The following is a 25,300-nucleotide window of genomic DNA, read 5'->3' as shown; positions in this document are numbered from 1 at the left end:
TAAACTATGAACACAACAGAAAAATCTAAACTCTCCAACGAAAAAACTTTGGAGGCGATGAAGAATTTCTCCGAAACCTACGCCAAGCGCACCGGAACTTACTTTTGTTCCGAGCCTTCCGTCACTGCTGTCGTGATAGAAGGACTAGCAAAACACAAAGATGAACTAGGTGCTCCCTTATGCCCTTGTCGCCATTATGAAGATAAAGAAGCAGAAGTAAAAGCCGCCTACTGGAACTGTCCGTGCATTCCTATGCGCGAGCGCAAAGAGTGTCACTGTATGTTATTTCTGACGCCAGATAACGATTTTGCGGGAACTACTCAGGAAATAGGAATGGATCAAATTCAAGCTGTCAGAGACACTATGTAATTAGTTAAGTAGGCGGTCGTTAAATGGCAGTAGTTTTGAAAAGAGGTCGTAGTTTTTCCTATTTTTAAGACTTAGCTATTAAAAAACAATCGATCGCCGCCTACTCAAACACACATCCGCCATCGAAAATCCCCAATCCCCAATCGAATGACAGAGGAAATTCCGCTAGAATTTTTCCAAGGTATCGAACAGTTTAACAGCCAAGAATTTTACGCTTGTCACGATACTTTAGAGGCTTTGTGGATGGAAGCCGACGAGCCGGAAAAAAGGTTTTATCAGGGAATATTGCAAATTGCTGTCGCGCTTTATCACTTAGGAAATCAAAACTGGCGCGGTGCAGTAATCTTGCTGGGAGAAGGAATAAATCGGCTCAGTTATTATCAGCCGAGTTATGCCGAAATTGCTGTTGAAGACTTACTCGGAGAAAGTGCTAAACTTTTGAGCGCTTTGCAACAAGCTGGTCCGGAAGAAGTAGCTAAATTTCAACAGTTGTTTGCAGGTACAGAAGTTGCAGGCTTGCAATTGCCGCGAATTATCAAAGTACCAAAAAGTTAAATAAATGTTTGTATTAGGGTGTGCAGTATACTTGGCCTCTACACAGAGGAGGGCTGGCTTTCTTGCCGGCTGCCCAAGTATATTAATTTGCTCTGGAACGAGCCTCTTGCCCGTTCCCGGTTAAGACAGTTGTAGCCACTCAGCAAAATAACCAATTAAATTCGCTGTTGTCTTGCTAGGATAATTGGTTGAGACTATCGGGTCAATCGATCGACATCACGGGAATCTTTCTGACCGTTAAGATAAAATACCTAAGTGGAAATAATGCCCTTCAGCAATTTCAAATATTTTGAGGCTCCAAGCTTATGATGCCCTCCGCTAAACTGCTCAATTCCCGAATATTCAAAGGATTATCGCTGCTGTTGCCCCTGACTCTGGCAGGCGCGATCGCCTCTCCCACTTACCCGCAAGCCGGGCCCCCCCGCACTCTCAGTGTGCGATCGGACATTCAAGAAGCCGACTCCAAAACCGGCATCGTGACAGCCCGCGGCAACGTCCAAATCAACTATCCAGCCCGCCAAATACAAGCAACCGCAGCTCAAGCTCAATATTTCAGCCGCGAGCGCCGGATCATTCTCAGCGGAGATGTTTACGTATTGCAGCAGGGCAACAGCCTGCGCGGCGAAACCATAACATACCTGATCGACGAAGGGCGGTTTATTGCCCTGCCAGACAACCCTGGACAGGTAGAATCTGTTTATCTGGTTGCCCCGGAACAAGATGCAGCAGCCCAAAATGCAGTTGGCTCCCCACGTCCAACTACAGCCCCCCGGTAACAGTGGCTCGCAGCAGCGAAATTTCGCCTCAGCCAAAACATACTACTTGGGATAGATGCGAAATTTCGTCTTTATAAAACTCACAAACTTGAAAAGGTAAAATTTAAATTAGAGGCTCGATCGCACAAAGCCGCAGTCTGAAATTAGCTTGTAGAGGTTGCCGGGAGCGAAAATGAAAATTGTACTCGAAAATATTCACAAATCCTATGGAAAACGCAATGTAGTTAGTCGCGTCAACCTTTCGGTAGCGCAAGGAGAAATCGTAGGACTGCTTGGCCCCAACGGTGCCGGCAAAACCACAACATTTTACATAGCAACCGGATTAGAAAAACCCAATCAAGGAACTGTTTGGCTAAACGATTTAGACATCACTAAATTGGCGATGCACCAGCGAGCGCATTTGGGAATTGGCTATCTCGCTCAAGAAGCAAGCATTTTCCGAAACCTGAGCGTGCGGGACAACATTTTGTTAGTCCTAGAACAAACTCAAGTGCCGCGCTGGGAATGGCGCGATCGAGTCGATTTCCTATTGCAAGAATTTCGCTTAGAAAAAATAGCATCAAGTTTGGGAATTCAAATCTCAGGGGGAGAAAGGCGGCGGACTGAACTGGCCAGAGCACTAGCTGCTGGGCGAGACGGGCCGATGTTCCTATTTTTAGACGAACCGTTTGCAGGCGTCGATCCGATCGCCGTAGACGAAATTCAAACCATTATTGCTAAATTGCGCGATCGTAAAATCGGCATCCTCATCACCGATCACAACGTCCGAGAAACCCTCGAAATTACCGATCGAGCCTACATCATGCGAGACGGTCAAATTTTAGCCTCCGGGGCGGAAGAAGAACTCTACAGCAACCCTTTAGTGCGACAGTATTACTTAGGTGACAACTTCGTGCGATAGTCTTTTGAAGGCATTCCCCATGGTCATAATTTTAGATTTGAGATGTTAGATTGAGGAGCAAACTGCAAAAAGCCCAAACTATGAAAATAGCAATATCCAATTCTTTGAATCCCATCAACTGGCTGCCGAGAATTTCAGTAATGGACTGGTACATTACCAAAGAACTAATCGGGCCATTTCTATTTGGCGTCGGACTCTTTACATCCGTCGCCGTCACAGTTGGAGCTTTATTTGAATTAGTCCGCAGAGTAGCAGAATCCGGCCTCCCCTACGGCGCAGCCATAGAAATTTTTCTCCTGCAAATTCCCTACTTTGTAGTATTGGCTTTCCCCATGTCAATGCTGCTAGCAACCTTAATGGCCTACAGCCGAATGTCCAGCGACAGCGAACTCATCGCCCTTCGCAGTTGCGGAGTCAGCGTATACCGATTGATACTGCCTGCTGTGATAATGAGTTTAATTGTTGCAGGATTCACCTTTGCTTTGCAAGAGTTAGTTGTACCTGCCGCCAGCTACAGAGCTACTCTGACTTTAGACAGAGCCCTGAAGCGAGAAAAACCTACATTTCAAGATAAAAATATTATCTACACAGAATTTCGCAAACCAGAAAAAGGTGGCGACGAAATCCTCGCCCGCTTTTTTTATGCAGAACAATTTGACGGCCAGCGAATGAAAGGTTTAACAATTATCGATCGCTCTACCCCAGGCCTCAATCAAATCGTTTCTTCAGAATCCGCTACTTGGAATCCCTCAGAAAATACCTGGGATTTTTTCAACGGAACCGCTTATATAGTAGCTCCTGACGGCTCTTACCGGAATATAGTTAGGTTTCAACACCAGCAATTGCAGCTCCCCCGCACGCCCTTAGATTTAGCGGCTAGAGTGCGGGATTTCAAGGAAATGAACATTGCCCAAGCTTTAGAGCGTTTGGATATCATTAGAAACAGTGGCGACGAACCGCAAATTCGCAAATTAAAGGTGCGAATTCAAGAAAAATATGCTTTTCCTTTCGTCTGCATGGTCTTTGGTTTAGTGGGAGCAGCTTTGGGAACTCAACCGCGCCGCTCCGGTCGAGGAACGAGTTTTGGTATTAGCGTAGTTGTGATTTTCACTTACTACGTATTTTCTTTCATGACCAGTTCTATGGGCGTGAAAGCTGTTTTGACTCCGATTCTGTCGGCTTGGCTGCCGATTATGTTTGGCTTGGGAATCGGGGGATTGTTGTTGGTACGGGCCGCCGCTAGGTAAGTTTTACCGCTAACATTGAGAATGGGTAATTCGGAACTTGTACTGCCCTTCCACCTTCCACTGCCTTCGGCTACCTTCCCTTCGACTACGCTGAGGAGAACCGAAGTCGAAGGCCATGAACCGCCTAGCCTAAGTATTGGGAATTGATAATATCGTTTTCATGACCGAATTTCCTTCATTTTAAGGATTAGAAAAAGTATTGATTTCGCCACCGCCAATGTAGCGTCCTGGAGCCAGGGAGCGGGGTGTAGCAAAAGTTTGAGGTTGAATGGGCTGCACGCCCTGATTTGTATTTTGGGGAACAACTCCAAAGTTAGGTGGATCAGGCAAATTAAGCTGACTCGGTGGAGGTGTTTGAAATTGAGAATTCGCTGAATTAGGAGAGAATTGAGGGCTAATTATCTTGCTTCCCCCAATCCCACTTAGAAAGGGAGATGGACCGACATTGGGAAGTAGAGGTGTTGGCGAAGGTATGGCTACTGGAAGTGCCACAGGTTGAACTTCAGGTGCTAAGCCTGAGCCAGATAAATTAGTTTGGTAGGGATTTTTCGGCAAAGCCACCGTTGCAGCCCCTGCATTAATTTCGGGAAGGTTCGGTATTCGGGAAGTTAACCCCGCCAATGGTTCAGGGACTGTAGCTGTCGGTTGTAAGAATTCTTGAGATTCCTTGCTCACGGTATTTGTCGGAGCCACAAGTGGGGAAAGTGCTGTGGGAACATTCACAGGATTGGCTCCACTTTGAGCTGTAGCGGTCGTTGGGAGCAAATTTGTCGCATTTCCTGCCGCCGGATCGGAAGCCGGTCGATCGAGCAATTTAGCCTCGTCTGCTTTTTTCTCAACCGAAGCCGCCGTTGCCGAAGTGTTAGCAACGACGTATTTTTTCATAGCTGCTTGCAGCGGACTCAAAGGCAGAGAATTTTCGTTTTGTTTACCTGAATTAGCATCACTCGACGCCTGCGATAAAGTTGCTGTCGCTGTACCCCCAGACTCAGGCTCGATCGTTTTTATCCCGGAAGTCAGTCTCCCACTGCTAGATAAACTCAACGCTGATGTTGTGTTTGAACTTGGCAAGCTGGAATTTTGGGGGTTATTGTTTCCGGTCTCGACAGCAGGATTTGCTAAATTTGGCAAGGAGAAAAATCCGCTGCTTCCTACTCGCTTGGGGGCGGAATATGGCTGAGGAGTTTCTAAGCCCCGATCTCGAAGTTCCTCGAATAAACCTTGGCTTTTTACTACTGATGAATTTAATAAGTTCAGTTCAGAAGCAGTAGAGCCATTAAACTGATTGACTAGCACTGGTGAGCTGTCGATTTCAGCCGCAATCGCGGTATCTTCAGCAGATAGTCCCGATAGCGAAGCTGGATTGTTTGTGGCTACTTCTTCTTCGCCATCTATGCTCAACCTTTCTGGGTTTACAGAGACCTCCCAGATAAATAACCCCCCCGCACACAGCACGGCTAACGGAGCCCAAACCGCCGGTTGGGTCCAGTGGCGCAACCGCGCTATTAAATAGCGGACAGATGTAGGAAATCGCTTAAAAATTGACATAGTTTTGCTTCCATCCGAGCGTGCGGATTTAAAACTATTTTTCCTAGTCTACCACATCAATCTTGATTATTTTTGCTATGCCGGGGTAAGTGCGATCGGGAGCATCTCAATTTTGCTTTTACTGTCGGTGTGCGATCGTCCGGCTCGCTATATTTATAGATTTTGCTGTGCGGGACGGACCGCACTCCCAAAAAACGCTTTTTACTTTCTGCAGAGATGCTCCGAGTAAGATCGAAATTTTGATTGAAAGTTGCGAAAGCTCAATGCAATCGGTGAAAATATCCATAAAGCACTGGTATAAATATGTCTTGCTTGCCTTAAATCAAGGGGCATAAGATGATAAAATATTATGGGATGCGGTGTCCGGGCTGCCGAGTCTGTCAGCAGATCGACCTCAAACCAAAATGTCAAGGTAAAATTGGCAATTGCTGAGAACAACACCCAAGGAAAGTTGAGAGGAAATTAATGAAAAAAGTAGTTGAAGTATTAGCAAATCGGGAACAACTAATAGATCGATCGCTGGAAATTGTACTGTCGAAAATCTCAGAAGCCATAGCAGAACGCGGACTTTGTACGATCGCCTTAGCGGGCGGAAGCACACCAGAACCGCTCTACACAGCGATCGCAGCCCAAGACCTGGCTTGGGACAAAATTCACGTTTTCTGGGGCGACGAACGCTACGTTCCCCAAGAACACCCAGACAGCAATCAAAAAATGGCGCGCCTCGCGTGGCTCGATCGAGTGAATATCCCCGCCAGCAACATCCACCCCATGCCCACAGGCGCCGGCGACCCCGCAGCCGACGCTGCAGCGCACCAAACCGAATTGCAGCAGTTCTTCAAAGTATCCGAGGGCGAGTTTCCTGCCTTTGACATCATTTTATTGGGCATAGGAGACGACGCTCACACAGCCTCTCTCTTTCCCGGCACAGCAGCCTTGGAAGTCCGGGATGCCCTAGTAACTGTCGGCAACAAAGACGGTCAACCCCGCATTACCTTTACAGTCCCCTTAATCAACCGGGCCCGGTGCGTCATCTTCATGGTCGCAGGAGCCAGCAAACAACCCGCCCTAGCTCAAATTTTTGCCCCTGCTGCTGACGAAATGACCTATCCAGCCAGATTCGTTCAACCAGAGGGCGAACTTTGGTGGCTGCTCGATGCGGCGGCTGGTGAAACAGTAAAATAGCTGACACAGCAGCAAGCGTGCCAACACACTCAGCATTATCACTAACTCAATCAGGCCCATCACAGCTAACGTCACGGCGTCAGCTCAGTTGCTAGTATTAGCGAAGCAATATAAGAATTGTGGCGGTTAAAGTTAAAATTTGACCATATACACGAGTATTTTTATGAGGCTGATTTGAAAATCTGGCCGATAGCAAGGAGAAATCGATGATTGTCTGTCCCAATTGCAATCACCAGAACCCCGACGGGGCCAGCCAGTGTGAGGCTTGCTACACGCCTTTACCTGTTACCGCAAGTTGCTCGAACTGCGGTGCAGCAGTTCAGACAGATGCAGCATTTTGCGGTCAGTGTGGCTTTAACTTGCGTCCGGGTTCCATAGTTCCCGAAGTTGAGGGGACACTAACGTCCCCCTCGCCTGTAGGCCCCACAGTGGTATCGTCACCGGCGCCGGATTTAGTCCCACCCGATCCCCTGATGGCAATGGAACCTCTAGTTACCCTGAATAAGGGGCTTAACTTGGAAAAAACTCCCGCCAGCATTCCGACGATTCCCGATCCCCCGCCATCGCCCTCGGTTCCTGTTACAACTGAATCGGTGGCAACACCAGTAACTATCTCTCCTCCGGTTCCGGGCCCACAGCCGGCAGGTGTAGCTAAAACTCAACTGCAACAGCAGTCGGCGCGCCTGCTACACGTTCAGACAAATACGCCGATGGAATTGCCTCACAGTCTGTCTGTGGTTCACATAGGCAAGCCAAATGACTTAGTACCGCCGGATATTGATGTTTCGGGATTTGCTAATTCTGAGATAGTTTCTCGGGTACACGCAAATCTCCGGGTGGAGGGAGATGCTTGCTACCTAGAAGATGTAGGCAGTTCCAACGGCACTTACGTCAACAATACTCCGCTACCCAAGGGAAACCGCCACCGGTTGCGACCGGGAGACCGCATCTCTCTGGGCAAAGGAGACCTGGTTACGTTTTTATTTCAAATCTCTTAGAGCGAGTTTGGATTGGGCGATCGAAAGTCTAAAATCTAAAATCGCATCTTGAGGCGCTCTACCAAAACTCAATGCTGCCAATGTGATTAAGCTGACCTTGCTACATCCACTCCAGTCTATACCCGTCCGCAGTTGGATCTTTGAAGACGAGCAGGTCGTCCGGATCGGGCGCTCGACCGAAAACCACGTCGTTCTTTTTAGCGCTGTGGTTTCTCGTCGCCACATCGAATTGCGGCGCAGCGGCATAACTTGGGAACTGATCAATTTAGGTACCAACGGCACTTACCTCGATGGTAAGCCAATTGCTAAGGTTCCCATTGTGGACGGTCTGATCGTTCACTTGGCTCGCTCAGGTCCGAAAATTCAAATCAACGTAGGCCCGAATCAGTCCTCTGTCCAATTAGGACAAATTAGCGTCAAGCCCAGGGAGGCTAAGGAAATTCACGCTCCATCGGGTGGCGTGCACATTAGCACGATTCCTGTTCCCGACCACAAAGAAGTTGGCACTTCCAGGGAAGAGGAGGAGTTAACCGAGGCAGATAATAATCGCCATTATTCGGAAGAAGAATATTAAATCGGCTTCTTTGGACGATCGACATTTTTCACAGGCGGCACTCAGGAGTTTATTTATGAGTACATCACCACAGATTGTTAGGCGCAGCGAACTGCTCAACCGCCGCACGATCAACCGCAGAACGGCGGAAGAGGTCGGCAGGGTAGATCGGGTTTGGCTCGATGCTCACTCCCAGCGGGCGATCGGCTTTACTTGCAAGTCGGGACTTTTGGGCAGCAAAAAAACTTGGTTCGCTTGGGCGCAAGTTGATACGGTGGGGGAAAATGTTTTTGTCACCATTAACCCGGAACTGCCGGAATTGCATCAGCCGGAACAAGCTGTTTGTCCGATCGGCCTTGAGGTGCTCACGGACGCTGGGAATAAGGCAGGTGTAGTGGTGGACTACCTATTTGATGTCCGCACGGGTTCAGTCACCCACTACCTATTTAAATCGAGCGGCTGGCGCGGTGTTTTAGACGACATTTACTTGTTACCTGTGGCAGCTATTTCGACTATCGGCAGCAAGCGGGCGATAGTTTCTGAAGCTGCTGTATCGGAACCAGTGCAGTACGCGGAGGGACTGCACAAAAAAGTCGGTCTGGTAGCAGAGTTTTTACATGAAGATTTCGACAGAACTCTCAAAAATGTGGCAGGTGTGAAGCGGGGCGCTCAAAGTCTGGCGGAAAAATTCCAAGATAAAGCTCTAGAAGTCAGGGATGTAGCTCAAGAAAAAGTTGCAGAGTTGAAGCGGCAAAGGCAAGAGTCTGTCCCGCCCGATCCCAACCCGGAGCCGCCCGAGTCAGATTTGAGCTGAAGTTGGGCCTTCCCGCTCGCCCTGCGACTAATTGCCGATCGCATTCTGAGGCGGTGCGCGCGAGGAAGGTCGATCGGTATTTTGGCTATTAGAGATTGATGCGTTGTCGCTCAAAATTCCAGTGCTGCTCAAAGCATTGTATTTTAAAGGTATCGCATCAATAAGGACAATGTTAGCAACTCAAAAAGACCTAGGCTGTTTGATACAACCAACAAGTATTTTATCTAGAGACCCCAGGATTAATAATTGGTTAACTTCTTTCTTTATAAACAACGAGTCGTTGAGCAGTGACTGTCGCCCGATCGAGAACTCGAATCAGATCTGCAACCAGCGCGGGTCTGAGTTGAAATTTCTGGTTGAGCAGGGGAAAAAATTGCTGCCGCCTGCGCCAAAAGTTAAGGATCAAAAGTTTGTTCAAATGCTTCAAGCAGCCAAAATTTCATCTTTTACTGAAGATAGAGACAATGCTGGCGCACTGACGGCGCCTTTAAAAATCAAATTTTTTGTGTTTTTATCCCACAGAATCTATCTGGAAGCCTCCCCCTTTGTGTCTGGCGGTGGAGTGTCAAAACATCCGTGATTACCTTAACTCTGTTACATCCTATCCAATCTGTCCCAGTTCAAAGTTGGTGTTTTGAATCAGAACCTGTGGTTAGGATCGGCCGCTCGAACGACAATGATGTAATTATTTACAGCGCTGTAGTTTCCCGCCACCACGTAGAGCTGTGGAATCACGCCAATGGCTGGGAAATTATTAACTTTGGTGCTAACGGCACTTATGTAGATGATAGACCGATCGCTCAGGTGTCAGTTGTGGACGGGATGACAATTCGCTTAGGCAATTCCGGGCCAAAAATCAGGATTCGGGTGGGCGCCACGAATCAACCGGGCAAAATAATTAAGCCACCACAGCGTGAACTCCGCCAAAAGGACGAAGTTTTAAAACACAGGTCAACAGAGTGGCCTGGGGGCGTAGGAATAATGGAAGATGATGAACATGGAGGGCTTACTCACATCGATTTTGAGTGACCCGCAGCTATCTATATATTCCTGCTGGCTAGTTCCCACAAAGCGACCGATGCCCGATTCAAGTGTCTAACTAATATTGTGGTAAGTGATCTGATTTTTGCCTAAATATCCCTATACATTAATTAACAGCTTCTCTAGTAGGATTTCACCCTTCTAAAGATAAGATTGGGGGGAGATCGATCGATATTAGCTCACTTTCGCTGCTTGCCCAGTGGCGATAATCGCAGAGCAACTGGTGCATCAACCGCTGTTTGACACTCAGCAGTACGCTTTTGAGCAAAGCATTCCCGGTTGCTTCTAAAATGGGTTTGGGCGTCACCCAAAACGGCGGCGGTAACTCTACTTGTACTTCCAAATCCGCTTTTCCCTTCAAGTATGCTACCCCGCTGCTTTGGTGAACACAAAGCTGTCCTTTGAGATTGAGAGCAAAGCGATCGTTTATGTAACCCACGCCGCGAATTTCGCACCCGACGGACTCCAAATTGATTGTGCCGTCTGACTGCGCCCACACCCTCATATCTACTGTGGGTTGAATGCTCAGCATCATAAATTGTAACGGTCGCATTTTTAGGCGGAAACAGTCATCGCTTAGCTGTTGTGTGCGACTTTGATCGACAAGGGCATTCACCAGTCGCCTCGGCTGGCGTAGATAATGTTGAATGGGAACCCGTTCCTCTGGTACGGCGATCTCAACGGATTGGGAAGAATTAAAGCGGGTATACATGAGAAAATATCAAAATATAGGGTTCCTAAGCATATCTTAATAAACTATCACCTTTTTTAAGGTGACATACGTAGCGCACTAAGTCGCGTGCCCAGCAATGTCATCCGAGAAATCACCGATAAAAGCTTTCGGGACATTGCTAATTTTTCATCATACTTCCTAGCTGATGAGAGTAAAGCAAACATTTGTAACCTAAAATTGCCTCTAAATGAAAATTTCGTTAGCGAAGCCCTCGAAGAGGATCGCACATCTCGGCCCTGTTGGTACAAATGCAGAAACAGCGGCTCTAGCTTATGTCAATTGGTTGAGCCAAGAAACTAACTTGGAATGCACCCTGTGTCCTTATTCCACCATTTCCCAAGCGCTAGAGGCATCTGCCGTAGGGCAGGTTGATTATTCAGTTGTGCCTGTCGAAAATTCGATCGAAGGCAGCGTGACTGTCACCTTAGATACACTGTGGCGGCTCGATCAACTCCGCATTCAACACGCCTTAGTTTTGCCAATTTCCCACGCGCTAGTGTCTAATGCCAAAAATTTTAACGAGATTCAAAAAGTTTACTCTCATCCGCAAGCGCTAGCTCAGTGTCAGCTATGGTTGGGGCAGTTTATTCCCTCAGCTCAATTAATTCCGACGAATTCTACCACGGAAGCATTGCAATATCTGGAAGATAGAAATGTAGCAGCGATATCTTCGCCAAGAGCGGCTGAACTTTACAATTTGCCAGTGTTAACTCACCCCATTAATGATTATCCCGATAATTACACTCGATTTTGGGTACTCAGCAGGAGTGGGGGAGAAATCGCCAACGTAGAACCAGGGGAGCGCTCATCCATTAAATCTATTACACAATCTGCTTCTAAGTTGATCCTCGATGCTTCACCGTCTAATTGCACCCATACCTCACTAGCTTTTAGCGTACCTGCCAATATGCCGGGAGCACTGGTAAAACCTTTGCAAGTATTTGCCAGTCGCGGTATTAATTTAAGTCGGATTGAATCTAGACCGACTAAACGATCGCTCGGAGAATATATTTTCTTTATGGACGTTGAGGCTAACGCCTGCCAAGCATTTGTTCGAGCCGCACTCGAAGAGTTAAAAAATCACACAGAAACTTTAAAAATCTTTGGTTGCTACAATGTACTGTCAGTAGTATAATTTTATTTTATGTAGTATACTTTTTAAGTCAAGCTTAGGAGGCTGGTGAGATGAATGCTGATGAACTTCTCAAGCGATACGCAGCCGGAGAAAGAAATTTTCATGAAACAAACTTGAAAGAGGCTTCTTTGCGAGAAGCTTTCCTAATTCATATTAATCTAGCCTGCGCGAATCTCAAAGAAATAAATTTTGCTTTGGCAAACTTAAGGGGGGCAAACTTAATAGCTGCCAAGCTCAAGAATGCTTGCCTGGTGATGACAAAACTCAATGGGGCTAACCTGAGCCGAGCCGATCTAAGTTTCGCACGATTAACAGGATCGGACATGATTGAGGCAAACTTGGAAAACGCCAACTTGAGCGACACCAAAATGATTGGTGTTAATTTGAGCGGAGCATCCTTGTACGCCGCAAACCTGATGGAAGCGAATCTCCTAGATGCTTGCTTGGACAATACAAACCTCGAAAAAGCCAATCTAAGTGAGGCAAAACTGCGGGGAGCGAGTCTGAGATCAGCCAACTTGAAAGGCGCTTTTTTGTGTGAAACTAACCTTGAAGGCGCAGATTTGAGAGAAGCTGATTTAAGCGGTGCTAATTTGAGCGGGGCATTTTTATGCGGGGCTAATCTGGAAGGAGCTAAGCTAGATGAGGCAATTTTAAGTGGGGCTATACATTTTTGCGTCAGACAAGTTTGATATCACGCAATATATAACCGGAGAATCCGACAACTAAGGACTAAAAAATATACTATTGACTTGGCTGAAAGTGAAGTCTATTTGCTGCTGTACCTTAGCAAAATGAAGCTGCATCTTGAGTATCTCTTTCTTGGAATTAGCTTGAGCAATCTTACTTTCCAAAGCCAGCAAGTTGCGGTTGAGATTTTCTACTCGCACAGTTTGGTAGTCTAAGTCAATTTTTAGTTCTGCCGCCCGATCGAATTCAACCTGCTTGCGAACCACGGCGAGGCGGACTGAATTTTCATCCTGTGTCTGAAGAGCTAGCAAAGCTCGCTGCTGCCACTGGTTGGCTTGAGATTCAGCTTGATTGTACAGCCATTGAATACGCAGTTGGGCGGAAATCGCACTGCCAACAGCCTGACGCAGTTCTTTGAGAGGTTCCTGAATTTCTAAGATTAATAGTTCCCAAAGATTCATCAGTTCGCTGGTAAATTCTTCGCGTTCTACAGAGGCTACCAGTGCTTCTAACAGCAACAAATTTGGTTGCATCTGCTGCGTAAGTGTCTCAAATATTAACTGTGCTTCGGACCTTTGCCGATCGTAATTTTTTTCTGAGACTGCACCGGATGAGTGCTTTAATATTTTTTCCGTGCTGTCTACCTTAGCTTCTGAATCTGAACTTGAAGCTACAAAGGTCTGTAATTTTTCACGGGCGATCGAATTCAGCCTTTGTCGAAGCAAATCGCAGGCCGCCCGCTGCACCGGGCCTGTTTCAGTTTGACAAATCTTGATGACTATTTTTAAGCCCGCATCGCCGTAATTCAATGTCTCTCTCAAGGCGGCGATTCGATGTTCGCTGACAGAACTAGACAGCCGATGTTTAACTCCTGCTAGTCCGCCGAGCACTACACCGCCCACAGGAGGTGGCAGTTGACCGCCTCTAACTGCATCGTATGGTTTCGGTTGGTCGTGATTGTCTAACACAAGCATTTACTGCTATAAGGAACCTATCCGAACCTGTTTGAAGTTAAGAATTAAACAGATACCTGTTCCAAAAAAGAATGGAACTGTATGCCCGCGATCCAAACCCTGAGTTCATCAGTCAATCGAAAATCAAAAATCGAAATCGAAAATCGAATGATTTGTGTGTAATTCTTTCTTCACTTCAGGTCAAACCGATCGTGCTTTTTCCTAGGCAAATTGGCTACTTGAGGGTATCTTTAAGTACCGTCCTCGCTGCCAAGTGATTGCGAGTAGAAGTCAAAATTTCGGTTTCGCGTTCCAATCTCGCAGCAGTATCTTGCAATTCTAAAAGAGTTTGCTGTTCTGTCGCTGCGCCGTAAAGGTAGCTGGCTACCCAGTAGGACAATTCTGTAGGCAAACTGGGAATGTCTTCGGGCAGGTCGATCGGCTGATCCATCAATTTGCTGGAGAGGCGAACTACATCTCTGAGCAGTTGTTCGACATCTTTTCCCAAAGGTCTGAGGTCTTTTTGCGGCGGTTCGTCTTCAATCCATTCTACTAGACCGACTAAATACGGTTTTTCCCGAACGGCGTCGAGCACTCGGAACCGCTGCTGCCCGAGAGTCATAATTTTCATGCGATCGTCGGGCAGGCGCTGGCAGTGAATCACTTCGGCGCAACAGCCAACGGCAGAGACTTTGTTTTGGTTGGGGTCCCACATGAGTACACCGAAACGCCGATCGCCTTCCAGAATCGTATTCATCATGATTCGATAGCGAAACTCGAAGATTTGCAGCGGCAGCGGTCTACCTGGAAATAGAACCACTTCCGGCAACGGAAATAAGGGGAGTTCGCGAACTGCTACAGAGGAAGAGGATGCCATTGTCGGTCAAAAGTGACGGTACTTGCGCTTCTTTTTCTTACTTTAACTGATGAAAGGCAATTCCGGGGCAGGAGCGATCGGGCTTTTGCGACGCGGATTTGAGCGAACGAGCGCGATCGCCTGTGCTGCCAGCTTGACACCGGCGTTATTTCGGCAAAATGCTAAATAACCTTTTTGCTGAACTAAGTGATGCTGGATGCGATGATAGCGACTGCTAAACGAGCGTTTTTGTAGCGATCGCCCCTTAATTAATAATAATTATTTAAGTTCGTGCCGGAGCAGAAATTATTGTTGATTATTAACTAATAACTTATACCTAATAAGTAATAACTAGGGAACTTTATGCAAAAAGAAGGAACAAATGCTCTTCCCTTTGATCCTTCTTTCTGCGTTTGAGATAAGTCAATCTACAGCTTGACTTCGATATCTACGCCGGCTGGCAAATCCAGTTTCATCAAAGCGTCAATTGTTTTGGCTGATGGCTGGTGAATGTCGATAATCCGGCGGTGCGTGCGGGTTTCAAAGTGTTCGCGAGAATCTTTGTCTACGTGGGGGGATCGCAGCAAGCAGTAAATCCGCCGTTTTGTCGGTAGGGGAATCGGGCCGATCGCTGTGGCTGCTGTCCGATTTGCTGTATCTACAATCTTTTCGCAGGATGCGTCTAGAATTCGGCGATCGAAAGCTTTGAGGCGAATGCGAATTTTTTGCTGTTGAATTGTTGCCATTTTTGTTTCTTGAATTTTCGAGGTTCAGTTTATTTTTAGTCATCAGTCATCAGTCATCAGTCATCAGTCATCAGTCATTTGTTTGTTATTAAACATTTAACCCATAACTACTAACAACTGGCCACTAACCTATAACTACTCACTAAATAGCAGAAAAGCCTGATTACATTTGGCGGCTTTTCTGCTATTTAGTCTGTTATCGGATTCCTACTTGAGGATTTTGGAAACAACGCCGGCGCCGACGGTGCGTCCGCCTTCGCGGATAGCGAAGCGCATTCCTTGTTCGATCGCGATCGGGTGAATCAACTCAACAGTCATTTTGATCCGGTCACCGGGCATCACCATTTCTGCTTCACTACCGTCATCAGCGGTGAACTGTGCGATCGTGCCGGTCACGTCAGTGGTACGGACGTAGAATTGAGGGCGATATCCAGAGAAAAATGGCGTGTGCCGGCCACCTTCTTCCTTCTTGAGGATGTACACTTCAGATTCAAACTGAGTGTGAGGCATGATGCTTTTCGGCTTGGCAATCACCATTCCGCGTTCAATATCCGCCTTTAAAATCCCCCGCAGCAGTAGACCCACGTTGTCCCCGGCAATGCCTTCTTCCAGAGACTTGGTGAACATTTCCACACCAGTCACCGTAGTGCTGCGAGTGTCCTTAAGACCCACCAATTCTACTGTTTCGCCGACTTTGATGGTTCCGCGTTCGATCCGGCCAGTGGCGACAGTACCCCGACCAGTAATCGAGAATACGTCTTCAACTGCCATCAAGAAAGGCTTGTCAACTTCGCGTTCAGGGGTGGGGATGTAAGCATCTACTTCTTCCATCAGCTTGTAAATTTTGTCAACCCACTCATTTTCGCCCTTGACAGTCTTGGGATTAGCAAGCATCGCTTCGAGAGCTTTCAATCCCGAACCTGTGACGATGGGGATGTCATCGCCCGGAAAATCGTAAGAGCTCAAAAGTTCGCGAACTTCCAGTTCTACCAATTCCAACAGTTCAGCATCATCCACCATGTCTTCTTTGTTCAAGAAGACAACCAGGCTGGGAACGCCAACTTGCTTAGCTAGCAGGATGTGTTCGCGAGTTTGAGGCATGGGGCCGTCTGCTGCTGACACTACTAGGATGCCGCCGTCCATTTGAGCAGCACCGGTGATCATGTTTTTCACATAGTCAGCGTGTCCGGGGCAATCAACGTGGGCATAGTGCCGACTTGTGGTTTCGTATTCCACGTGAGCAGTATTAATCGTAATACCCCGTGCTTTTTCTTCGGGCGCAGCGTCGATGTCGGCGTAATTCTTAGCCTTTGCTTGACCTAGTGCAGAGAGAGTCATCGTAATCGCGGCGGTCAAAGTTGTTTTGCCGTGGTCAACGTGACCGATCGTGCCGATGTTTACGTGGGGTTTATTCCGTTCAAATTTTGCGCGTGCCATTCTCGATTTGTTCCTTGTTTCTTTTAGCGATTTTAGATTTTAACATTTTAGATTTTAGACTTTGGATTTCATCCAAAATCCAAAATCTAAAATTCAAAATCGTTAGTTACCTTTGTTCTTAGCGATGATGGCTTCAGCCACATTTCGCGGCACTTCTTCGTAATGGCTGAATTCCATTGTGAAGATGCCCCGACCTTGGGTTTTCGAGCGGATGTCAGTGGCGTAGCCAAACATTTCTGCTAGTGGAACTTTTACAGAAACTTTGGCAATTCCCTGATCCGTCTCTTGACCCTCAATCTGACCCCGACGCGAGTTGAGGTCGCCGATGATGTTCCCGATGTAATCTTCGGGAACTTCCACCTCTACTTTCATCATAGGCTCTAGCAGCACAGGCGAAGCCTTCATCACGGCTTCTTTGATCGCCATTGAGCCGGCGATCTTAAATGCCATTTCCGAAGAGTCTACGTCGTGGAAAGACCCGTCTACCATAGTAGCTTTGAGGTCGATCACGGGATATCCTGCTACAATACCCGATTCACAGGCTTCTTTCATCCCTTGTTCTGCCGGGCCGATGTACTCTTTCGGTACAGTGCCGCCGACAATTTTGGAGACAAATTCAAAGCCGCTTCCGACTTCGGTAGGTTCTAGTTCGATCACGACGTGACCGTACTGACCTTTACCGCCACTTTGGCGGATAAATTTACCTTCGGCGCGGACGGCTTTGCGAATGGTTTCGCGGTAGGCTACTTGCGGCTGACCCACGTTGGCTTCTACTTTGAATTCCCGCAGCATTCTGTCTACCAGGATTTCCAGGTGCAGTTCGCCCATGCCGGCGATAACTGTCTGGTTGGTTTCTGGGTCAACGTTGACTCGGAAGGTGGGGTCTTCTTCCGAGAGCGACTGGAGGGCTTTGGAGAGCTTCTCCATGTCTTGTTTGGTTTTGGGTTCGACAGCCACCGAGATGACTGGCTCTGGAATAAACAGGGATTCCAGAATCACTGGAGATCCTTCTTCGGAGAGGGTGTCGCCGGTGAAGGTCTCTTTCAAACCCAAAGCTGCTCCCAAGTCTCCGGCTCGCAGTTCCTCGACTTCTATCCGATCGTCCGCCTTGAGTACAATTAGGCGAGAAACCCGCTCTTTTTTGTCTTTGGTGGAGTTCAGGACGTAGGTTCCTTTTTTGAGGATACCGGAGTAGACGCGAACGAAGGTCAGGCGGCCGTAGGGGTCAGCCATGATTTTGAATGCCAGGGCTGACAGCGGGGCGCTGTCGTCGGCAAACCGCTCTGCTGTGTCGCCGTTGGGCAGGAGTCCTTGTATGGGAGGAACTTCCAAGGGCGATGGCAGATAGTCGATGACTGCATCCAACAAAAGCTGAACGCCTTTGTTTTTGAATGCCGAACCGCACAACATGGGGACGATCGTCCCAGAGATGGTCCCAGTCCGCAAAGCTGCACGAATTTCGTCTTCGGTTAACTCTTCGCCTTCAAGGTATTTCTCCGTGAGGGCGTCGTTGGTTTCTGCTACGGACTCGATCAGCTTGGTGCGGTATTCTGCTGCTAGCTCTTTTACTTCATCGGGGATTTCTACTTCCTCGATATCGGTTCCCATGTCGTTGTTGTAGATATAGGCTTTCATTTGCACTAAGTCTACAATTCCCCGGAAGTTTTCTTCACTGCCGATCGGGATTTGGATGGGTACGGCGTTCGCTCTCATTCGATCGCGAATTTGGGCGTAGACTTTGTAGAAGTTTGCGCCCATCCGATCCATTTTGTTGACGAACACGATCCTTGGTACTTTGTACCGATCGGCTTGTCGCCAAACTGTCTCGGATTGCGGCTGCACTCCCCCTACCGAGCAGAACACTGCGATCACTCCGTCGAGCACTCGCATCGAGCGTTCGACTTCGATCGTGAAGTCTACGTGTCCGGGAGTGTCGATGATGTTGATTTTGTAATCTTTCCAACTGGTGGTGATAGCAGCGGCAGTAATCGTAATTCCCCGCTCCCGCTCTTGCTCCATCCAGTCAGTGACTGCTGTTCCCTCGTGCACTTCACCCATTTTGTGAACCATGCCTGAATAGAACAGAATTCTTTCAGTTGTTGTTGTTTTGCCCGCGTCTATGTGGGCTGCGATGCCGATGTTGCGAGTTTTTTCTAGCGGGACGGTACGTGCCACAGCTACCTCCTTAATCTTGTGTTGCTGTTATAATACTACTATACTACACAGTAACCCTATTTTGCACTCCCCAGCGACTTACAAAAGTCTCTGGAGCTTATTGTTACATTTTAATATTTTTTGCAAGATTTGTTTACAAAAATATTAAGGATGCGACATGGAGGATTTAGAGAGTGCGTGAATTTTGAGTGCGTCAATTTTGATTTTGGGAGTTTTGAGTTTGCTTCACGAATCGCAACTGCGCCAAGAGAAGCAATCTCAACACTCAAAACTTACACTTTCCAATTTCTCACCCGATGCTTTTATACCGCACGATCGCGCTCTTCTCCATGCCCGATTTTGCAGTTAGTACCGGTAGTGAGCAAAAGCCTTGTTAGCTTCGGCCATGCGGTGTGTTTCTTCGCGCTTGCGAATAGCACTGCCTGTTTCGTTAGCTGCATCCATCAGTTCGTTGGCTAGCTTGGCGGCCATCGAGCGGCCGGTGCGGGCGCGGGCAAATCTGATCAGCCAGCGGAGGGCGAGGGTGGTACCGCGATCGGAACGCACTTCCATCGGCACTTGGTAGGTAGCGCCACCTACCCGGCGGGCTTTGACTTCGACCAGAGGTGTCGCGTTTTTGACTGCTTTTTCAAACAAGTCTAACGGTTCAGCCCCTGTCCGTTCTTGGATGGTTTTGAGGGCGTCGTAGACGATGCTGGAGGCAACGGATTTTTTGCCGTGCTGCATGATCCGTCTCACCATCATGCTTACCAACCGGCTGTTGTAGGTTGGATCTGGTGGAACTGGACGTTTTTGAATAACTGTGCGGCGAGACATAGTTCTACTTGGGATTTTTGATTTTGAATGACTGAGTTTGGGGTTTTGGGATCACATCTCGATTTATGACGATCGAGCGTGCAATTGAGCGGCGCGATCGGATTTATTTTTGCTTCCCAACCCCGACGAGCGGACGAGTTCCGTGTTATTTTTTCTCTTTAGGACGCTTGGCCCCGTATTTGGAACGACCCTGCTTGCGGTCTTTCACCCCAGCGGTGTCTAATGTACCCCGAATGATGTGGTATCTAACTCCGGGCAAATCTTTTACCCGACCGCCCCGGATCATTACTACCGAGTGTTCTTGCAAGTTGTGACCGATCCCAGGGATGTAGGCGGTCACTTCAAAACCAGAGGTCAGCCGTACCCGAGCCACCTTCCGCAGCGCCGAGTTAGGTTTTTTCGGGGTGGTCGTGTACACTCTGGTGCAAACTCCGCGGCGCTGGGGGCAACTCTTGAGAGCTGGCGATTTGGTTTTTTTCTGCGTTTGTTCCCGTGCTGAACGGATGAGTTGCTGAATAGTGGGCATGAGTTACGGCATTTCTAGCTTTTTGCTGAATATAGTGATTTGGCTGTATCCGCACTGAAAGTCCCTTCCCCTCTGGGGGGACGGGATGAATGAAAATAGTTATGGGTAAGTGAGGATACCAGACTCTGTATTGTACACGACGCGAGTTTCTTTGGCAAGAAATTTGCGCGACCCGCGCTCAAACTTCCTTTCTTGCTGCCAGTTGTCCGGGGGCGATCGCAACGGGCGAATGGTATGTGACATCCTATAATTTAGGCGCAACTATGATGATTGTCACAGCCGTCAGAAAAATTTATGACGATCGCCATATCGCGCTTTTTCGATCGAATTACCATTGTTTAGGAGAGGCGCATTAACTCCAGCCTGCGATCGCATCACAGTCTATAGCCGATCTACATCACATAAAGTTATCTAAAATTGCCGGATAATAAGAAATCTACATTGAGTTGACGGCAGATGACAACCAAAGCTTATATTCCTGAATATAAAATTTCCGAACTTTACTTGAACATTTGGAAATCCGGTAAGATCGATCGGACTGTGTTCCAACAAATTCAATACGCAATTAATTCTCACAGTTTAAAAAGTTCAGAGGAGCGAAAAATTGTCAGCAGGCTGCTGTATGCAGTACGGCGGGGATGGGTGTCAGTGATGGACTGAGTTACTTGGAAATTTTGAGTCATGGCGAGAGATTGCTGCGTGACTCCCCGGGCGTAGCTGCGTCAATGAGTTTTGAGATTGCCACCCACCTGCCACCCACAGAGCACAACCCACAGGGGGTGCATGAGTTGTAAGCTAAAATATCCTCCATAAAATGAGAGGACTCCCCAATAGATGCACCGTTCTTAAAAGTAAATATTAAGGTAAAAGGACAGGGTATGTTTAATTCTACAGAACTGCTGATTGAGGCTTTCATAGAACAACTTCAGAACGGTTACAGCCGCACTTATGGAGGCTACAAATCAGACTATGCTGACATTATTGCCTGGGTGGGGGCAATGGCGTTAGAAAACATTGCCAACAGCGACGCTCTTTATCACAATGTAGAACACGCCATTTGCATTAGCTTAGTCGGTCAAGAAATCTTGCGGGGAAAACACATTCGCAAGGGCGGAGTTTCCTGCGAAGATTGGCTGCACTTCATCATTTCTTTGCTGTGTCAAGACATCGGATATGTCAAAGGAGTTTGCCGGCAAGACCAAGAATCAGAAGGATTGTATGCTACGGGAAAAGATGGCATGAGAATTGCACTTGCTCCCGGTGCAACCGCGGCTAGCTTAGCTCCTTACCGAGTTGACAGAGCTAAATTGTTCATTGACGAGCGCTTCGGCAACCACAAGCTAATTAATGCGGAGATAATTAAACAGAATATAGAACAGACTCGTTTCTCGGTGCTTGACGGTAACACTGACGATGATGCAGTTAATTACTCTAGTTTAGTGCGCGGTGCTGATTTGATCGGTCAGCTAAGCAACCCGCAATATTTGCAGAAAATTGGCGCGCTGTTTTACGAGTTGGAAGAAAGCGGTGCTACTAAAGTTTTGGGCTATCGACATCCGGGCGATTTGCTGCAAAGCTACTCTAAGTTTTACTGGAGTGGCATTTATCCTCACATCAGCGAATCTCTAGGTTACTTGCAGTTGACGCAGGAAGGCAAACAGATTGTGGCTAGTTTGTACGCTAACATATTCCGGATGGAACACCAACGTGGCGATTCTGAGGTTGCTTGACGGAAGGATAAGGGAAATGCAGCAAGTTTTGAATGCGTGAGATTGCTTTCCTAATAATTTCTTAGCTAACATTCCTTGCAGCGGTATTAAGGGGAAGCGAAAGACGGCGAGTTTTTAATGGGTGAGATTGGTTTCCTAAGAATCACTTTGCTAGCATTACTTGCAACGCGATTTCCCTACCTGAGTTCAATAGTGACCAATTACCAATTACTAATTCCCCCTTACCCAAATGTATTTCATCCAACTCAACTAATTTCCTCCTCAATTTTTGAATGATATCTCGGACACAACCAATTACTCGGCACCAAAGAAGGCCATCCCTCCCGCAGCGCTTCCAAACAAACAGCTCGCACAGTTAATTGACAGTCAAGCAGTTCGACCCCAGCTTTTTCAACTTGCTTTTTGCCAATTTTTAAAATGGATTCATCGCTAAATTCAAAGGTTTTGTGACACTGAATGCAAACCAGGTGGTGGTGGTGGTGCAATTCGGGAAAATTCAGTTCGTAATGTTTGTGCCCTTCTGCTAATTCTAGTTCACGCAAAATTCCAATTCTTGCTAATAAATGCAGGGTTCGGTAGACAGTAGACAAGCCTATTCGTTCTCCTTTATTCTGCAAAGTCCTGTATAACTCTTCCGCACTTAAATGATTGCCTTGTGGCAGATTTTGAAAGACGCTCAAAATAGTTTCTCGCTGGGGAGTTAGGCGGCAACCTCTCTGGTTTAGTTCGACTTTGAGTGAGTTAGCACTGTATAAATTCATATCGCCAAAAATAAAAAACTTGAACGAGGCTTCTAGTGGATTATCTATTATTTATTCGCGCTCTTTTTAAGATTCTCCTAAAGTGTGTTTCCCCTCATAATCCATCTAATTCTCGACTTACCCTTTACTTAAGGGTAATCTGCTAGCCATCTATCCCCCTTCGTAAAAGTCGTACTGAAAAAGTAGTTTTCGGTATTTATGCATAATTTTTATGAAGTTTCTAGCAATGTTGCTGATAAGCATTGGTAAAACAAGTCTTAGGGTCAAAGTCAGTGCAACCGGCATCTTCAGTACAAGCAACGCACGGGCGCACTGTAAATGTGAGGCGGTAGTCGTTACTAAAAAAATCCCCATAACAAGCAATTGGATACAAGCGCTTGATTTGATGCGCTCCTTCTGGCAATGTTACGGACAGACTCCACAAAAATAATCAAAGTGGCAATACATAAATTTTAGAAAAAGACAGTCATGCAGTTATTGTCTCAAGGTTGACCGAAATCTGAACGGCGTTTGTAGGTAAAAATAGGAATTCCACCATCGATGCTTTGGGTACCAACAAGAAGGTAGCGACACCCAGCAAAACTAGGCGGATGCCCAAGAGGGTGGTCATTTTGTCTGCGTCTTCCGATGTGTAGCCACAGAAAGAAGTTCTTGCTTCGAGGGTTGCTTGCCATTTGAGGGAGTGAAAGATGTCGCCGAAGCCGAGAAAGGCTGAGCTGATGAGGTGAATCGCCCTAACCGCGAAGTACGGATCAGTATCGACAATTTTGGCTCCCGCACCCCCGCCCAAGCAGAGTCTGGCTAGGTTTGGCAACAGGATTAAGCCTTGTTCGTACATGGGCAATTCTGGGTTAAAGCGGGAAAGCTCAAATAAGGTATAGGCTCCCGCCCAAAAGACGATGAGGCCGGCGTGGGCGAGGTGGGTACCGAGCAAACGGCCGGAAAGGTTGATTAAGCGGGCGTTGCCGGCCCACCAGGGAAATGATTTTCCTTCGGCTGGGAAGGATTTTTCTGCCATGCTGGTCACGGCCGTTTACCTCTTGAGAAAGATGTCAGGGGAGTTTTAAGCCATTGCAGGTTATTGATATAGATAATCAACAATTTTGGTAGTTTCGTCAAGGGGTATTTGAGAAAAATTTTCACTGATTTGAGTTCAGGTATGTAAATCACTAGGAAAAAACATCGCTATATCAAGATTCTGACTGTTTTTGGCGCTTTAGCGGAATTTGGCTTCTCGTTAGCAAAAATAGTGGCTAAAGGAATACCTCTAAATTTATTGATAAATAATATTATTAAGTAGTATGATGGCTAGAGTATTGTTTAAGTAGCTATCCAATCCTCTCGGAAAAGACAAGGTGGAAAAAGAAATCCGGTACTTTCCGATGGACAAGCTTCTCTAAAAGCAATACTCCGGACAGTTTTTAAGCAGCGAGAGTACCGTAATACAAGACTGAAGGAAGATTAGGATTATTTAAAATCAAATCCGGGTCTAAATCTAACTTGTCAATAAAGGTACAAAGTAGTTGTTTATTGAATTCCAGACGTTTATAAGAACAGATTGAAAACACAAACGACTTGGCAGATTAATAACAAGTAGAGAGTTGATTTGTGGCTAAATTTAAGGCAATAAAACTGGCATAAAAATGAAAATAAAGCCGGGGTAAATGACGAGCTTGACAATCAGACAATCCCGTAATATTATGTCAGGTCGATTGACCAGTATTAAACTTTTGCCTCCGGCCACCAATAGAAATGAGTCAAACCACTAATTAGCTGTTTGAGATTTAACAGTTTTCGACATCGTTCAAATAAAACAGCTTCTAATTCATCTAAGCTTTTAAAACAGCGGTTGGCTATCGGTTCATTTGTCAATGGCCACAGTCTTTCACGGCTGTTGCAGTTGGGGTGAGTGGGAAGGCAGACAATATAAATGTATGCCGTGGGGGATTTTCACGCTTTCACGCTCAGTGCCATCCCGCTCCATCCACTACTAAAACCATTCTTTTTTTCGAGCCTACTTTCCAATGTCGGGCTCTCATCTGCTAAAACTCGCTCGAAAAGCTGGCTATTGACAAACGGTAGTATCCACTCTTTTGGTTTCTCCGCTACTCGGATGTACGAAACCATATAACCATAACCATTGAAACCGCCAGTTAACCACAGCCGTAGCATTACTAAACTCATCCACCCATTCTCGCCTCAACACAGGTTTCAATCAAGCAACGATGTTTGTCCATTGACCACACTTCTACGTCGCTTTCTGGGTTCTGCTTCTTGATTTTCTTGACGAACCGACCCAGATTTTTTTTCCATTCCTGCAAGTTCTGCAGAGATCTGATTCCTCATGTTCCGGGCGAGGAACTCTCAATCGAAACTTCATGGACTTGAGATATTCCCACCCTATGCAGACGACAGACTTTTTCACCCTTGAGTTCACTCATCCAATCGGCAAATGCACGACCATTCCACAGCCCGCCATCTGGGAGTGGCTGCTGTAGGACTTGCCACAATTGAGCTTGTTCCACATCATTCAGCAGAGGGTCACAATCGGTATTTTTGCAACGTTGATCTCCGAGGGATTCTAGTCCTAAATAGTTGTATCCCCGGACTAATACCATTTTTTTAAAGATGTGATAGACTTCTGTCAAAAGTAAAGGCGAGAATTACAATGTCTGGTTGTCCTCATATAAAAATTACAGAATCTGTAGAAGATTTACGAGAAATCCTCAAGCAACAAAAAAGAATACTAGCTTAT

Annotated in this window: 29 protein-coding genes; 15 read left to right on the top strand and 14 right to left on the bottom strand. The window is 46.9% G+C overall.

Annotated features, from left to right (window positions below; all coding sequences use genetic code 11):
* Positions 1 to 6: 6 nt before the first annotated feature.
* From QUA53_RS09630 to QUA53_RS09610, 5 genes are all read left to right on the top strand, one after another.
* Positions 7 to 369, top strand: a complete 363-nt coding sequence (locus QUA53_RS09630) for a ferredoxin thioredoxin reductase catalytic beta subunit (RefSeq protein WP_333068224.1) — start codon at positions 7 to 9, stop codon at positions 367 to 369.
* Between the two features lie 147 nt (positions 370 to 516).
* Positions 517 to 924, top strand: a complete 408-nt coding sequence (locus QUA53_RS09625) for a DUF309 domain-containing protein (protein ID WP_333096838.1) — start codon at positions 517 to 519, stop codon at positions 922 to 924.
* 305 nt (positions 925 to 1,229) lie between these two features.
* The gene (locus QUA53_RS09620; protein ID WP_172186331.1) at positions 1,230 to 1,700 is read left to right on the top strand and encodes an LptA/OstA family protein; all 471 of its coding nucleotides are present in this window, start codon (positions 1,230 to 1,232) and stop codon (positions 1,698 to 1,700) included.
* A 172-nt stretch (positions 1,701 to 1,872) separates the two neighbouring features.
* Positions 1,873 to 2,601, top strand: a complete 729-nt coding sequence (gene lptB, locus QUA53_RS09615; protein WP_333068222.1) for an LPS export ABC transporter ATP-binding protein — start codon at positions 1,873 to 1,875, stop codon at positions 2,599 to 2,601.
* Positions 2,602 to 2,681: 80 nt separating this feature from the next.
* Positions 2,682 to 3,848, top strand: coding sequence for an LptF/LptG family permease (locus QUA53_RS09610; RefSeq protein ID WP_333096836.1), 1,167 nt, complete (start codon positions 2,682 to 2,684; stop codon positions 3,846 to 3,848).
* Between the two features lie 180 nt (positions 3,849 to 4,028).
* On the opposite strand, the gene QUA53_RS09605 is transcribed toward QUA53_RS09610, so the two are convergent.
* Entirely contained in the window at positions 4,029 to 5,396 is a 1,368-nt protein-coding gene (locus QUA53_RS09605) for a hypothetical protein (RefSeq protein ID WP_333096834.1), read from the bottom strand.
* 465 nt (positions 5,397 to 5,861) lie between these two features.
* Here QUA53_RS09605 and pgl point away from each other — a divergent pair, with 465 nt between their 5' ends.
* From pgl to QUA53_RS09575, 6 genes are all read left to right on the top strand, one after another.
* A complete protein-coding gene (pgl, locus tag QUA53_RS09600; protein WP_333096833.1) occupies positions 5,862 to 6,581 on the top strand; it encodes a 6-phosphogluconolactonase in 720 nt (239 codons plus the stop codon).
* Between the two features lie 206 nt (positions 6,582 to 6,787).
* Complete coding sequence (locus QUA53_RS09595) at positions 6,788 to 7,579, top strand: FHA domain-containing protein (RefSeq protein ID WP_333096831.1); 792 nt, start codon at positions 6,788 to 6,790, stop codon at positions 7,577 to 7,579.
* Positions 7,580 to 7,676: 97 nt separating this feature from the next.
* Positions 7,677 to 8,153: an FHA domain-containing protein gene (locus QUA53_RS09590; RefSeq protein ID WP_445304618.1), complete on the top strand. Its 477-nt coding sequence runs from the start codon at positions 7,677 to 7,679 to the stop codon at positions 8,151 to 8,153.
* Between the two features lie 55 nt (positions 8,154 to 8,208).
* Positions 8,209 to 8,946 (top strand): PRC-barrel domain-containing protein, encoded by a 738-nt coding sequence (locus tag QUA53_RS09585; RefSeq protein ID WP_333096829.1) that lies wholly within the window; start codon positions 8,209 to 8,211, stop codon positions 8,944 to 8,946.
* Positions 8,947 to 9,067: 121 nt separating this feature from the next.
* Complete coding sequence (locus tag QUA53_RS09580; protein WP_333248818.1) at positions 9,068 to 9,526, top strand: hypothetical protein; 459 nt, start codon at positions 9,068 to 9,070, stop codon at positions 9,524 to 9,526.
* Complete coding sequence (locus tag QUA53_RS09575) at positions 9,523 to 9,975, top strand: FHA domain-containing protein (protein ID WP_333096826.1); 453 nt, start codon at positions 9,523 to 9,525, stop codon at positions 9,973 to 9,975. Before QUA53_RS09580 ends, QUA53_RS09575 begins: the two co-directional genes overlap by 4 nt.
* Positions 9,976 to 10,120: 145 nt before the next feature.
* On the opposite strand, the gene QUA53_RS09570 is transcribed toward QUA53_RS09575, so the two are convergent.
* Positions 10,121 to 10,699, bottom strand: coding sequence for a DUF1997 domain-containing protein (locus tag QUA53_RS09570; RefSeq protein ID WP_333096823.1), 579 nt, complete (start codon positions 10,697 to 10,699; stop codon positions 10,121 to 10,123).
* A 208-nt stretch (positions 10,700 to 10,907) separates the two neighbouring features.
* Here QUA53_RS09570 and pheA point away from each other — a divergent pair, with 208 nt between their 5' ends.
* Positions 10,908 to 11,855, top strand: a complete 948-nt coding sequence (pheA, locus tag QUA53_RS09565; protein WP_333096822.1) for a prephenate dehydratase — start codon at positions 10,908 to 10,910, stop codon at positions 11,853 to 11,855.
* 50 nt (positions 11,856 to 11,905) lie between these two features.
* A complete protein-coding gene (locus QUA53_RS09560) occupies positions 11,906 to 12,547 on the top strand; it encodes a pentapeptide repeat-containing protein (RefSeq protein WP_333096820.1) in 642 nt (213 codons plus the stop codon).
* Between the two features lie 33 nt (positions 12,548 to 12,580).
* Here the strand turns inward: QUA53_RS09560 and QUA53_RS09555 are convergent, their stop codons facing one another.
* The 8 genes from QUA53_RS09555 to QUA53_RS09520 all read right to left on the bottom strand — a co-directional run bounded on the left by QUA53_RS09555 (position 12,581) and on the right by QUA53_RS09520 (position 20,297).
* A complete protein-coding gene (locus QUA53_RS09555; RefSeq protein ID WP_333096819.1) occupies positions 12,581 to 13,519 on the bottom strand; it encodes a PspA/IM30 family protein in 939 nt (312 codons plus the stop codon).
* Between the two features lie 214 nt (positions 13,520 to 13,733).
* Complete coding sequence (locus QUA53_RS09550) at positions 13,734 to 14,375, bottom strand: LON peptidase substrate-binding domain-containing protein (RefSeq protein WP_006632192.1); 642 nt, start codon at positions 14,373 to 14,375, stop codon at positions 13,734 to 13,736.
* Positions 14,376 to 14,782: 407 nt separating this feature from the next.
* A complete protein-coding gene (gene rpsJ, locus QUA53_RS09545) occupies positions 14,783 to 15,100 on the bottom strand; it encodes a 30S ribosomal protein S10 (protein ID WP_006632193.1) in 318 nt (105 codons plus the stop codon).
* 207 nt (positions 15,101 to 15,307) lie between these two features.
* Positions 15,308 to 16,537: an elongation factor Tu gene (tuf, locus tag QUA53_RS09540; RefSeq protein ID WP_333096818.1), complete on the bottom strand. Its 1,230-nt coding sequence runs from the start codon at positions 16,535 to 16,537 to the stop codon at positions 15,308 to 15,310.
* A gap of 102 nt (positions 16,538 to 16,639) precedes the next feature.
* On the bottom strand, positions 16,640 to 18,712 hold the full coding sequence (fusA, locus tag QUA53_RS09535) for an elongation factor G (protein WP_333096816.1): 2,073 nt from the start codon (positions 18,710 to 18,712) through the stop codon (positions 16,640 to 16,642).
* A gap of 345 nt (positions 18,713 to 19,057) precedes the next feature.
* On the bottom strand, positions 19,058 to 19,528 hold the full coding sequence (gene rpsG, locus QUA53_RS09530; protein WP_006632196.1) for a 30S ribosomal protein S7: 471 nt from the start codon (positions 19,526 to 19,528) through the stop codon (positions 19,058 to 19,060).
* 145 nt (positions 19,529 to 19,673) lie between these two features.
* Positions 19,674 to 20,054, bottom strand: a complete 381-nt coding sequence (rpsL, locus tag QUA53_RS09525; protein ID WP_006632197.1) for a 30S ribosomal protein S12 — start codon at positions 20,052 to 20,054, stop codon at positions 19,674 to 19,676.
* 99 nt (positions 20,055 to 20,153) lie between these two features.
* Positions 20,154 to 20,297 carry a hypothetical protein gene (locus tag QUA53_RS09520; protein ID WP_190274306.1) on the bottom strand — a complete coding sequence of 48 codons (144 nt, stop codon included), beginning with the start codon at positions 20,295 to 20,297 and terminating at the stop codon, positions 20,154 to 20,156.
* Between the two features lie 213 nt (positions 20,298 to 20,510).
* Between QUA53_RS09520 and QUA53_RS09515 the strand changes: the two genes are divergently transcribed.
* Both QUA53_RS09515 and QUA53_RS09510 read left to right on the top strand, forming a co-directional pair.
* Positions 20,511 to 20,714 carry a hypothetical protein gene (locus QUA53_RS09515; RefSeq protein ID WP_015174049.1) on the top strand — a complete coding sequence of 68 codons (204 nt, stop codon included), beginning with the start codon at positions 20,511 to 20,513 and terminating at the stop codon, positions 20,712 to 20,714.
* 218 nt (positions 20,715 to 20,932) lie between these two features.
* Positions 20,933 to 21,784: an Npun_R2479 family HD domain-containing metalloprotein gene (locus tag QUA53_RS09510; RefSeq protein WP_015174050.1), complete on the top strand. Its 852-nt coding sequence runs from the start codon at positions 20,933 to 20,935 to the stop codon at positions 21,782 to 21,784.
* Between the two features lie 245 nt (positions 21,785 to 22,029).
* Here QUA53_RS09510 and QUA53_RS09505 read toward each other — a convergent pair whose 3' ends face one another.
* From QUA53_RS09505 to QUA53_RS09490, 4 genes are all read right to left on the bottom strand, one after another.
* A complete protein-coding gene (locus QUA53_RS09505; protein ID WP_015174051.1) occupies positions 22,030 to 22,545 on the bottom strand; it encodes a Fur family transcriptional regulator in 516 nt (171 codons plus the stop codon).
* A gap of 466 nt (positions 22,546 to 23,011) precedes the next feature.
* Positions 23,012 to 23,563, bottom strand: coding sequence for a hypothetical protein (locus tag QUA53_RS09500; protein WP_333096943.1), 552 nt, complete (start codon positions 23,561 to 23,563; stop codon positions 23,012 to 23,014).
* Positions 23,564 to 24,267: 704 nt separating this feature from the next.
* Complete coding sequence (locus tag QUA53_RS09495) at positions 24,268 to 24,417, bottom strand: hypothetical protein (RefSeq protein ID WP_333096810.1); 150 nt, start codon at positions 24,415 to 24,417, stop codon at positions 24,268 to 24,270.
* A 470-nt stretch (positions 24,418 to 24,887) separates the two neighbouring features.
* Positions 24,888 to 25,163: a hypothetical protein gene (locus QUA53_RS09490; RefSeq protein WP_333096808.1), complete on the bottom strand. Its 276-nt coding sequence runs from the start codon at positions 25,161 to 25,163 to the stop codon at positions 24,888 to 24,890.
* Between the last annotated feature and the right edge of the window lie 137 nt (positions 25,164 to 25,300).

Origin of the sequence: Microcoleus sp. Pol12B3, assembly GCF_036701355.1 — a bacterium.
Lineage (GTDB): Bacteria > Cyanobacteriota > Cyanobacteriia > Cyanobacteriales > Microcoleaceae > Microcoleus.
Note: the sequence above shows the minus strand (reverse complement) of the source record. Positions and strands in the feature narration are given on the sequence as shown.